Source organism: Pantoea stewartii, assembly GCF_011044475.1.
Taxonomy (GTDB): Bacteria; Pseudomonadota; Gammaproteobacteria; order Enterobacterales; family Enterobacteriaceae; genus Pantoea; species Pantoea stewartii.
In genome coordinates, this window is the sequence record NZ_CP049115.1 from 830,140 (window position 1) to 841,188 (window position 11,049).

An 11,049-nucleotide genomic window follows, 5' to 3' on the forward strand; every position below is an offset into this window, starting at 1 on the left:
TTATTATCCCCCTAAAAAGTGGGCGGCACCGGCGTGCCGCATCCGCTCAGGAGCCTGCTATGCCTAAACAACGTGAAATCCGCTTAAATGCCTTTGATATGAATTGCGTGGGTCATCAGTCACCCGGCCTGTGGGCGCATCCGCGCGATCGCTCCTGGCAGTACAAAGACCTGGAATACTGGACAGACTTAGCCGTGCTGCTGGAGCGCGGTAAATTTGACGGCCTGTTTATCGCCGATGTACTGGGCATTTATGATGTCTTTAACGGCAACAATGATGCCGCCCTTCGCAGTGCCTCTCAGGTGCCGGTTAACGATCCGCTGGCGCTGATCACCCCAATGGCGATGGTCACTCAGCATCTCGGTTTCGGTCTGACCGCCTCGCTTTCGTTTGAACATCCTTATCCGTTTGCGCGCAGGATGTCGACGCTGGACCATCTTACCAAAGGGCGGATTGGCTGGAACATCGTCACCTCCTATCTGGAAAGCGGCGCACGCAATCTGGGCCAGGCCACGCAAACCCGTCATGATGCCCGGTACGATTATGCAGATGAGTATTTGCAGGTGGTTTATAAACTGCTGGAAGGCAGCTGGGAAGACGACGCCGTTATTCGCGACCGGAAGCGCCATATCTTCAGCGATCCGAACAAAGTCCATCCGATCAACCATCAGGGCACCTTTTTCCAGGTGCCGGGCATTCACCTGTGTGAGCCGTCACCACAGCGCACGCCGGTGTTATATCAGGCGGGTGCCTCCAGCCGCGGTAAAGCTTTTGCCGCGCAACATGCCGAGTGCGTGTTTGTTGCCGCGCCGTCTAAGGTGCTGCTCAGGAAAACCGTGGCCGATATTCGTCGGCGCGCAGAGGAGGCCGGACGCGATCCGCGCAGCATTCTCATTTTCAATATGCAAACCGTGATCGTGGGCGAGACCGATAAGCTGGCCCAGGCCAAATGGCAGGATTACAAACGTTATGTCAGCCACGAAGGTGCCCTTGCCCTGATTTCCGGCTGGACCGGCATTGACTTTAGTCAGTATCAACCCGATCAGGTGTTTAAACATCTTCATACCGATGCGATTCAGTCTGTTGTAGAGAGCTTCTCGACCGCCGATCCGCAGCGTGAATGGACGGTGCAAAACATGGCCGACTGGGTAGGCATTGGCGGCTTTGGGCCGTTGCTGGTGGGCAGCACCGAAACCGTGGCAGATGAACTACAGAGCTGGGTGGAGGAAACAGACGTTGACGGTTTTAATCTGGCTTATGCCGTTACTCATGAAACCTTTGCTGACGTCGTGAACCTGCTGGTGCCGGAACTGCAAAAACGCGGCGTATATAAGCAGGATTACCAGCCCGGCACGTTACGTGAGAAGCTTTTTGGGCTGGGCGATCGCCTTACTCATCCTCATCCTGGTGCCAGCTACCGACGCACGCCCTCGTCAGCGGGCCTGATCGTCCCTGCTGAAGCCTCATAACATAACGAGACGGCTTCGTTAACCTGATTCACCCAATCCATACCGGAAGCGTGCCCACGTTTCCGGTCTTTTTCATGCCTGAGAATAAAAAATAACTTATTGAAATTAAAGCAATCCTTATCACTTTTTCTTGTTTGTTTACTGCGTATGCACTGCTTATAAAGGCAGCACCTGTACAGACAATAACGAGGATAACATGAGCACTCTCAATATCGATGATGATGTGGCGATCCCCTCGCCGCCTTCCACACCGGTTCGCTCCGTCAACGATGTGGCCCGACTGATCAATACGCAAAGTGACAAAAACAGCTATGCGCGCTGGATCGTGTTTCTGGCGCTGGGGGGCGTTTTTCTGGATGCCTATGACCTCACGACGCTGTCCTACGGCATCGATGATGTCGTTAAGACGTTTAGCTTAACGCCAACCTTAACCGGGCTGGTCACCTCCTCCATTATGATCGGCACCATTGTGGGCAACCTGGCTGGCGGCTGGCTGACCGATAAATACGGTCGCTATTCGGTGTTTATGGCAGACATGCTTTTTTTCGTCGTTTCTGCCCTCGCTGCCGGTCTGGCTCCGAATGTCTGGGTACTGATCGGGGCGCGCTTTTTGATGGGCATTGGTGTGGGAATGGATTTGCCTGTGGCCATGGCCTATCTGGCCGAATTCTCGAAGTTTTCGGGTAAAGGCAACAAAGCTGCGCGACTGGCGGCCTGGTGCCCGATGTGGTATGCCGCCTCGTCGGTCTGCTTTTTCATCATCTTCGCCCTCTACTTCCTGTTGCCAGCCCAGCACATTGACTGGCTGTGGCGGGCATCGCTGTTGTTTGGTGCCGTGCCTGCCCTGCTGATTATTGCCGTGCGCAGCAAGTTTATGAACGAATCGCCTTTATGGGCGGCTAATCAGGGAGATTTACGCGGTGCGGTCCGTATTCTGCGTGAGTCCTATGGCATCCAGGCACATGAAGATAAGTCCCCTGCCATCGAGCCTGTCGCACCGGCGGTCAGTTTCCGCGTGCTGTTCCAGAAGCCATATCGCGAACGCACTATCGTGGCAGCGGTGATGAACGCCTGTATCGCTTTTGAATATACGGCTATCGCATTTTTCCTCCCCTCGATTCTGGCGCAGTTTCTGGGCGCGGGCGTGTTCGAAACCATTGCCGCCTCACTGGGACTTAATGCGCTGTTCGCCTTTACCGGCGGCCTGCTGGGCATGCGACTGGCCTGGAAATTTCCCTCTCGTCATGTGGCCATCGCGGGGTTTGCGCTACAGTTTATCGCCCTGATTTCACTGGCCTTGATCGGGCATCCTGAAGCCACTTACGGTGTGGTCTTTGCCATTCTGCTGCTGGGAGTGTGGCTGTTTGCCGAAGGGTTCGGACCCGGTGCGCAGTTAATGATCTATCCCGCCCTCGCCTATCCCACATCTATTCGCGCCACCGGCGTCGGGTTTAGCCGTTCGATCTCTGGTGCAGGAAGCGCACTGGCGCTGTTCATTCTGCCGATATTGCAGGCGGCTTATGGCACCAACCTGTTCTGGATCGTGTCACTGGCCGCTCTCATCCCCATCATTTTCCTGCTTGTGGTGCGCTTTGAACCGACGCGCCACGATATTGATGACCCGTCAGCTCAAGGAGAACACCATGTCTGAACCTGATTACACCCGTCTGGCAGAACGCTTTCGTCCTGTTTTTGCCCGCATCGCCGACGGGGCCGCTGCACGCGAACGCGACCGGACACTGTTGCATGAGCCGATAAACTGGCTTAAGGCGGCGGGCTTTGGCACGCTGCGTATCCCAACGGCTAATGGCGGCCTGGGAGCCTCGCTGCCGCAGCTTTTTCGTTTGCTCACCGAGCTGGCAGAAGCGGATTCCAATCTGCCTCAGGCTCTGCGCGCCCATATGGCCTTTGTCGAGGATCGCCTCAATCAACCTGACAGCGAAGACCGTCAACGCTGGTTTCGCCGCTTTGTTGATGGCGACATCGTCGGCAGTGGCTGGAGTGAAACGGGCAGCGTCAGGCTGGGAGACGTGAATACCACCGTTTCCCCTACCGGGCACGGTTGGCAACTGACGGGCGAAAAGTTTTACAGCACCGGCACACTCTATGCCGACTGGATTGATGTGTACGCTAAGCGCACCGACAACCAGCGCGACGTGATTGCGGTGGTGAGCACTCATCAGGACAGCGTTGAGCGGGACGATGACTGGGATGGATTTGGGCAACGCCTGACCGGTAGCGGCACTACGCGCTTTCGCGAGGCGCACGTGGAGCCTGCGCATGTGTATGACTTTAGTGAACGCTTTCGCTATCAGACGGCTTTTTATCAGCATGTCTTACTCGCGACCCTGGCCGGCATTGGTCGCGCTATTGTGCGGGATGTGTCCCGGAGCGTTGCACAACGAAAACGTATTTACAGCCACGGTAATGCCCGCCAGGTCAAACAGGATGTGCAGGTGTTGCAGGTTGTCGGCCAGATAAGTAGTTGGGTCTGGGCGACAGATGCCGCCGTGCAGCAGGCCACGCCGTCGCTCCAGCTTGCGTTTGATGCGCACCAACAAGGGCAAGCAGAAAGCCTGATTCACGCCGCCAACGTGCAGGCCGAAGTGGAGGCCGCCAAAGCGCAGGTCGTCGCCGTTGAATGGATTACCCGCGCGGCCAGCGAGTTATTTAATGCGCTGGGCGCGTCAGATACGCGGGTGATAAACGCGCTGGACAGGCACTGGCGCAATGCCCGAACCATCGCGTCCCACAATCCGGTGATATACAAGAGCCGAAATGTCGGCGACTGGGAAGTGAACCGGCGCGATCCGACCTTTATCTGGCAGATCGGCAGCGGTGAATGATCGCGGCCAGGCGGCGAATCTGAGACACAAAAAAACCCGGCCGGAGCCGGGTTTGGTCGCTACATGACTCAATCGAACGCTAGCTGTACGCGTGCAGAGTGCGCTGACACAGCGCGGAACGCACACAATCCTCTTTGCCGAAACGGACAATGCCAACCATCTCGTCCTCTTCGAAACGCGCCAGCGCGTCTGCGAGACCGGAAGGCACCCCAGCGGGCAAATCGCACTGGGTAATATCGCCGTTAACAATCACCGTGACATTTTCGCCAAGGCGGGTCAGGAACATTTTCATCTGCGCAGCCGTCACGTTCTGCGCTTCGTCCAGAATCACTACCGCATTTTCAAAGGTGCGGCCGCGCATATAGGCAAAAGGCGCAATTTCCACTTTGCCGATTTCCGGACGCAGACAATATTGCATAAAGGATGCGCCAAGACGTTTAACCAGAATGTCGTAAACCGGGCGGAAATAGGGGGCGAATTTCTCTGAGATATCACCGGGAAGGAATCCCAGATCCTCATCCGCCTGTAGCACCGGGCGCGTAACGATAATCCTGTCGATATCCTTATGAATCAGGGCCTCTGCTGCTTTCGCAGCACTAATCCAGGTTTTGCCGCAGCCCGCTTCGCCCGTGGCGAAGATAAGCTGTTTTGTTTCTATGGCGTTAAGATAATGCGCCTGAGCTTCATTTCGGGCTTCAATCGGCGCACGGTCACGCACATCGCGTGCCATGCCAATTGCATCAAGCCCACCCATTTGCACCAGCGAAGTGACCGATTCTTCTTCACGCTGACGATGACTGCGTGAGTCATTACGAAGCACTCGTCTTGCTTCTCGACGCGCTTTGATCACTGCTTTCTGTCTTCCCATAGTGGCACCTTACAGTTGGTTTCATTTCCCGCTTCAGGCAATACGCCCGTTGCGATTACGTGAACGCTTTAGAGGTTTCAGTTGGCTTCCTTTAGAGCCGTGACAGGCCATGACGATTGATATCCGGCAGCAAAACAGCCTGACCGTATACCGGTAAAAAAGGAGTGAAGTTGAAGAGAGAAAACACATTGAGATGTAAAAGCGGTTGAGGAAGAACGTCCCTCACGGGTGAGTGCGATATTGTTTACTGCTAAACGGCTGTAAAAACATCTATCCATGCGCGAACTCCAGTGTGAGACATCAACACGCCCGATTACGCTTTCATAGTAAAGTGAACCATCTTATTGGTATTTTGCAACAGTATTTTCACTTTCATGAAAAATAAATATTCAACCGGCCGTTAACGAAGACCTTACTTAAATTAAATTACGGATTTATTACAGAGGGTTAGTATATTTTACGTCACGTTAAAAAGCGTGTTAAACGGGGCGATAAAAAAGCCGTACGGGGAAAAAACGGCAATATGAAAACACGGCACGCTGCGCTGTCAGACACAGAATGCCGTGCCTAAAATTTAATCAAATTTCCAGTAAGGACTGGCCTAAATAATGGTTTTCATTCACCACGCCGGGTAAGACAAAAAAGTAACCGCCGCCAAACGGACGTATATACTCTTCCAGCGCTTCGCCATTTAAGCGGTTCTGGACGGTAAGGAAACCCAATTCCAAATCATGCTGATAGCAGACGAAGAGTAATCCCATCTCCAGTTGACCTGAAGCGGAAACACCGGACGAATAACTGTATCCCCGGCGCAGCATCAGGCTGCTTTCCGTGGCGGGCGTACGGGGGTTGGCCAGACGAATATGCGCATCCAGCGCAATTATCTGGCCATCCGGATCGTTACGGTAATCGGGAACGTCATGTTCATTTTTCATACCCAGCGGCGCGCCGCTCAGCTTTTCGCGACCGAAAATGGTCTGCTGTTCGCCCAACGGTGTGCGATCCCACATTTCCACGTGGAAACGAATCAACCTTACCGCCTGATAGCTGCCATTCCGCGCCCAGGCTGGCTCGTGCTGATCCGCGGTGACCCAGAGCAGCTTATCCATCAAGGCGTGATTGTGCGTGTCCGGATTTGCCGTGCCGTCTTTAAAGCCCAGCAGATTAATGGGCGTTTCTTTGCCCGCGCTGCGCGCGGCATGATCGGAGATAAACCCTTCCCGCCGCCAGCGTACGCCCAGCAGATCCGGCGTATGTTTGATGATATCGCGCAGCGCGTGGATCACCGTGTCCTGGGTATTGGCGCAAATCTGCAACAGCAGATCGCCATGGCACTGACTGGCATCCAGCGAATCATTAGGGAACCGGGTCATCGGCTGCAGCTTCGCGGGTTTGAGCGCAGCCAGACCGAACCGTCCGTCAAACAGCGCGTTACCGACTGACACCGTGATGGTCAGATTATCGGGGGCAATCTCGGCCCCCAGGATACCGGAATCCATCGGTGGCAGCTGTGGGTTGACCACGGCGGGGGCCTTGCCGCCCGCCGTTAAAAACGCGATGCGCTGTGTCAGCAGTTGGAACAACCGCTGCAGCTCACGCCTGTCGCTGGTCAGCACATCAAACGCCACCAGCATCATGGCGGCCTGCTGTGGGGTAATAATGCCCGCCTGATGCACGCCATAGAAAGGCTGTCGTTGCTGACGCGCGTTCGGCGTGACCGTGCCCGGTGCAAAACTGTCGGGCTGCTCAGCAGCCCCGGCATGAAACGGACAGCCCGCGCCTACCGCAGCCGCGCCGCCCAGCATGCCCAGCCCTTTTAATAAACGCCGTCGCGCAGGCTGCTGTAATTCCTGATCCTTGTCCATGATTAGTTCAGGCCCAGTGTGCCACGCAGTAGGGAAAGATCTTCCGCCAGAGCGGTGATCGGCCCTTTCAGCGCCGTGCGGTCAGCCTGGGTCAGTTTTTCATAGGATTCATAACCTTGCTGCGTGCGGTATTTATCCAGAATCGCATCCACTTTACTGAAGTTAGCGTCTATTTTTGCTAAAAGCTGTGGGTTCGCCTGCTGCAGTACCGGACGTAAAAGTGTGACAATTTTTTGTGCCCCATCCACATTCGCGCGGAAATCCCACAGATCCGTGCGGCTGTAGCGATCCTCTTCGCCAGAGATTTTGGTCGCCGCCACCTCTTCAATCAGCCCGGCGGCTCCGCCCACCACTTTCGCCGGAGGAAATGCCAGTTCACTCACGCGTTGTTGCAGGTCATGCACATCGTGATTTAACTGGTCGGCATAGCCTGCCATGTCTTTCGTCGTGTTATCTGCAAACAGGGCTTTTTCGAGACGATGGAAGCCGGTAAATTTCGGATCGTCGGCTTTTTTCTCGTAATCATCTTCGCGGGCATCAATACGACCATCAAGGTCAGAAAACAGCTCGGCGATCGGCTCAATGCGCTCGTAGTGCTGACGGGTGGGCGCAAATAACGCTTTGGCTTTAGCCACATCACCGGCTTTCACCGCATCCGTAAACGCCTGCGTGCCGGATACCAGCTGACTCACTTCCTCAGTGACATAGGCTTTATAGGCATTAATGGGACCCGCCAGTTGCATCAGTTCGGGTTTGCCTTGTTGCGCACTTTTGCTCCCGGTGCCCTGCACGATCAGTTTGCCTTTCGGGTTCGTCAGCAGGCCACAGGTCATGTCATATTCCCCGGCTTCCAGGTTGGCCGTCAGTTTCTGGCTAAAGCCCGGCGCAATATTTTCGCGCTCTTCGACCACCATCACGCCTTTGAGAATTTCCCATTCCAGCGCTTTTTGGCTGTTATTTTTAATCAGAAACTGAGTTTTACCGGCCTGTACCGTAACTGACATGGGCTCACACTGTTTGTCCGTCACAGTGACGCTGACCTGCGGAATGGCTGCAGCCAGTGAAGAGCCAGAAAACGCCAGCAGAGAAGCCAGTACCGCATTACGGTTAAAACGCATCATCATATTTTTTCCCTGTTCAGTCAGAGGCGCGGCTGACGCGCCGGGTAAACGCGTTAGCGCGCAGCTGCTGAGGTATCAGCGCGTGCAGGCATAACAAACAATAATAAAGCGGGGATCAGATAGAGCAGCCAGACAGCGACTTCACTGACGCTGGGCGCTTCCTGATAGCCAAGCATGCCTTCCAGCACTGTGCCAAACAGCGAATGCGTGGACAAGATCGGGCTCATATCAAAGGCCACCTGCTGAAAATGGTTCCACAGCCCTGCCTCATGAAAAGCGCGAATAGCCCCTGCCGCCAGGCCTGCTGCCACCAGCAGAATGAAAATACTGGTCCAGCGGAAAAAGTGCGCCATGTTGAGCCGCAGGCCGCCCCAGTAGATCAGCATGCCCAGCACCACCGCCGTGGCCAGCCCCAACACCGCACCCAACGGCGGCGCATAACCGACATCCTGTGTGAACGCGGCCAGCAGAAAGAACACTGATTCCAGCCCTTCGCGTGCGACGGCCAGAAACACCATCATCACCAGCGCCAGGCCGCCGCCGGCCGATTTATGCAATGCCTCGTCGACGGCGTGTTCAAGTTCCCGTTTGATATTGCGCGCGACCCGGCGCATCCAGAACACCATCGAGGTCAGGATAACGACCGCGATTACCGCCACGATACCTTCAAACAGCTCTTGCTGTTTCTGCGGAAACTCACCCGTGGTCTGGTTGATAAAGATACCCAGCCCAAGGCAGAGTGCGGCGGCAATAAAGACGCCTGCCCACATCGCAGGAAACCACTGAGTGCGCTGAGTGCGCTTTAGATAACTGGCGATCAGGCTGACGATCAACGCGGCTTCAAGCCCTTCGCGCAGCATAATGAGAAACGGAACGAACATCGCCAACCTCTTAAATGTTAACCGGCGTCAACGACGCGTAAAGTTACGTAAAAACGAACGATACCGATTATCATTACCACTCAAAAAAATACAAGTTCCACAACGAAATAATTTCGTAACTGTCTGTGCCAGATAACGCGCAAAAAAAAGCCTGCCCTCACGGGGGCAGGCGGTGGAAAAAAGAAGGCGATTACTTCGTCTGGAACTCGGCCTCAGCGGCATCGAAACGTGCCATCGCCTGGGTTGACGGTGCGCGACTCGCCAGGCTAAAGACGACGATGGCGAGACTGGCCAGGATAAAGCCCGGGATGATTTCGTACAGACCGAGCCAGCCATACTGCTTCCAGACCACCACGGTCACCGCACCGACAACCATGCCCGCTAATGCGCCATTGCGGTTCATACGTTTCCAGCACACGCCGAACAGCACAACCGGCCCGAACGCCGCACCAAAGCCCGCCCATGCATAGCTGACCAGGCCTAATACCCGGTTTTCAGGGTTGGCGGCCAGCGCGATGGCAATCAGCGCGACCAGCAGCACCATCAGGCGACCGACCCAGACCAGTTCTTTCTGGCTGGCATTTTTGCGCAAAAAGCCTTTATACAGGTCTTCGGTCAGGGCGCTGGAGCACACCAGCAGTTGGCAACTGAGTGTCGACATGACGGCCGCTAAAATGGCTGACAGCAGAATCCCGGCAATCCAGGGGTTAAACAGAATACGTGCCAGCTCAATGAAGACACGCTCGCCGTTTTGAGTTACACCAGCGGCCTCGCCCGGGTTGTTCTGGAAATAGGCGATACCAAAGAAGCCAACCGCGACGGCGCCGGCCAGACACAAAATCATCCAGGCCATACCAATACGGCGCGCGGTACGAATTGACCGGTGTGAATCCGCCGCCATAAAGCGGGCCAGAATATGGGGCTGGCCAAAATAACCTAATCCCCAGCCCAGTAGCGACAGGACCGCAACCACATTCAGTCCTTTGAACATATCCAGGTTTTCCGTGCTTTTAGCCTGAATGACTGCCAGCGAATCGCTTAAACCGCCGACGGCCATGATGACGATAAGCGGCGTCAGGATCAGGGCGAAGATCATCAGGCTGGCCTGAACGGTATCTGTCCAGCTTACCGCCAGGAATCCGCCCACCAGCGTATAGAGAATGGTCGCCGCCGCACCGGCCCATAAGGCCGTGGCATAGTCCATTCCAAAGGTGCTTTCAAACAGGCGAGCACCGGCAACCACACCGGAAGCACAGTAAATGGTGAAAAACATCAGGATGACGACCGCAGAAATCACACGCAGAATTTTGCTGCGATCTTCAAAGCGGCTGGTGAAAAAGTCGGGCAAGGTTAAGGCGTTATCATGATGTTCTGTCTGGACGCGTAAACGACCCGCGACAATTTTCCAGTTAAGCCAGGCACCAATAATCAGACCAATGGCGATCCAGCTTTCTGAAATGCCGGAGAGAAAAATGGCACCGGGTAAGCCCATCAGCAGCCAGCCGCTCATGTCAGAGGCACCCGCTGACAGCGCGGTAACCACACTGCCCAGGCTGCGACCGCCCAGAATGTAGTCATCAAAGTTTTTGGTTGAGCGCCAGGCAATAAAACCGATGAGCACCATCCCGAGGATATAAATTAAAAAGGTCACCAGCATGGGTGTACTTACTGTCATGTGTTTCTCCGTTATTATCCGATCTCTTAAGAGAAATCTTTTCCTGCGCCACCGGAACGGGGTAGCGTCAGCGTATTACCGCATCGATAAAAGTCCCGTTTCCCTTAAGGCGCGGTATCCTGCCGTAAAGGCACGTTCTACACAATGCATTTAACACATCCGTTACATCAGTTTCACCTCTCTCCCTGTTTTAAATGTTCACAGGTTGCGCCCGCTCACACTTAAGTTGCACCTTTACCACCACAACCCTGTTTAAATTGAAGGGGGTTGCAACATTGGCGAGTTTCTTGCAGCAAGATTTGTGCCGCTTTTAAATGTTAATGG

At 54.8% G+C, this 11,049-nt stretch carries 8 protein-coding genes; 3 read left to right on the forward strand and 5 right to left on the reverse strand.

All coding sequences use genetic code 11. The annotated features are described in order from the left end of the window. Positions 1-59 precede the first annotated feature (59 nt). From G5574_RS03930 to G5574_RS03940, 3 genes are all read left to right on the forward strand, one after another. On the forward strand, positions 60-1,469 hold the full coding sequence (locus G5574_RS03930; protein WP_164482085.1) for an LLM class flavin-dependent oxidoreductase: 1,410 nt from the start codon (positions 60-62) through the stop codon (positions 1,467-1,469). 196 nt (positions 1,470-1,665) lie between these two features. Beyond that, the gene (locus tag G5574_RS03935; RefSeq protein WP_054633624.1) at positions 1,666-3,120 is read left to right on the forward strand and encodes an MFS transporter; all 1,455 of its coding nucleotides are present in this window, start codon (positions 1,666-1,668) and stop codon (positions 3,118-3,120) included. Beyond that, complete coding sequence (locus G5574_RS03940; protein WP_006120222.1) at positions 3,113-4,315, forward strand: acyl-CoA dehydrogenase family protein; 1,203 nt, start codon at positions 3,113-3,115, stop codon at positions 4,313-4,315. Before G5574_RS03935 ends, G5574_RS03940 begins: the two co-directional genes overlap by 8 nt. A gap of 79 nt (positions 4,316-4,394) precedes the next feature. Here G5574_RS03940 and phoH read toward each other — a convergent pair whose 3' ends face one another. The 5 genes from phoH to putP form a co-directional block, all read right to left on the reverse strand. Beyond that, positions 4,395-5,183: a phosphate starvation-inducible protein PhoH gene (phoH, locus tag G5574_RS03945; protein WP_006120221.1), complete on the reverse strand. Its 789-nt coding sequence runs from the start codon at positions 5,181-5,183 to the stop codon at positions 4,395-4,397. A 578-nt stretch (positions 5,184-5,761) separates the two neighbouring features. Next, positions 5,762-7,048, reverse strand: coding sequence for an iron uptake transporter deferrochelatase/peroxidase subunit (efeB, locus tag G5574_RS03950; protein ID WP_164482086.1), 1,287 nt, complete (start codon positions 7,046-7,048; stop codon positions 5,762-5,764). Positions 7,049-7,050: 2 nt separating this feature from the next. Continuing rightward, positions 7,051-8,172 (reverse strand): iron uptake system protein EfeO, encoded by a 1,122-nt coding sequence (gene efeO / locus G5574_RS03955; protein ID WP_033742027.1) that lies wholly within the window; start codon positions 8,170-8,172, stop codon positions 7,051-7,053. Positions 8,173-8,222: 50 nt separating this feature from the next. After that, complete coding sequence (gene efeU / locus G5574_RS03960) at positions 8,223-9,050, reverse strand: iron uptake transporter permease EfeU (RefSeq protein ID WP_033742028.1); 828 nt, start codon at positions 9,048-9,050, stop codon at positions 8,223-8,225. A gap of 190 nt (positions 9,051-9,240) precedes the next feature. Continuing rightward, positions 9,241-10,725 carry a sodium/proline symporter PutP gene (gene putP / locus G5574_RS03965; protein ID WP_033742030.1) on the reverse strand — a complete coding sequence of 495 codons (1,485 nt, stop codon included), beginning with the start codon at positions 10,723-10,725 and terminating at the stop codon, positions 9,241-9,243. Positions 10,726-11,049: the final 324 nt, after the last annotated feature.

Excerpts from the sequence above, each read along its gene's own strand:
- G5574_RS03930 (WP_164482085.1), top strand. The coding sequence starts at position 60 with ATGCCTAAACAACGTGAAATCCGCTTAAATGCCTTTGATATGAATTGC.
- G5574_RS03935 (WP_054633624.1), top strand. The coding sequence starts at position 1,666 with ATGAGCACTCTCAATATCGATGATGATGTGGCGATCCCCTCGCCGCCT.
- G5574_RS03940 (WP_006120222.1), top strand. The coding sequence starts at position 3,113 with ATGTCTGAACCTGATTACACCCGTCTGGCAGAACGCTTTCGTCCTGTT.
- phoH (WP_006120221.1), bottom strand. The coding sequence starts at position 5,183 with ATGGGAAGACAGAAAGCAGTGATCAAAGCGCGTCGAGAAGCAAGACGA.
- efeB (WP_164482086.1), bottom strand. The coding sequence starts at position 7,048 with ATGGACAAGGATCAGGAATTACAGCAGCCTGCGCGACGGCGTTTATTA.
- efeO (WP_033742027.1), bottom strand. The coding sequence starts at position 8,172 with ATGATGATGCGTTTTAACCGTAATGCGGTACTGGCTTCTCTGCTGGCG.
- efeU (WP_033742028.1), bottom strand. The coding sequence starts at position 9,050 with ATGTTCGTTCCGTTTCTCATTATGCTGCGCGAAGGGCTTGAAGCCGCG.
- putP (WP_033742030.1), bottom strand. The coding sequence starts at position 10,725 with ATGACAGTAAGTACACCCATGCTGGTGACCTTTTTAATTTATATCCTC.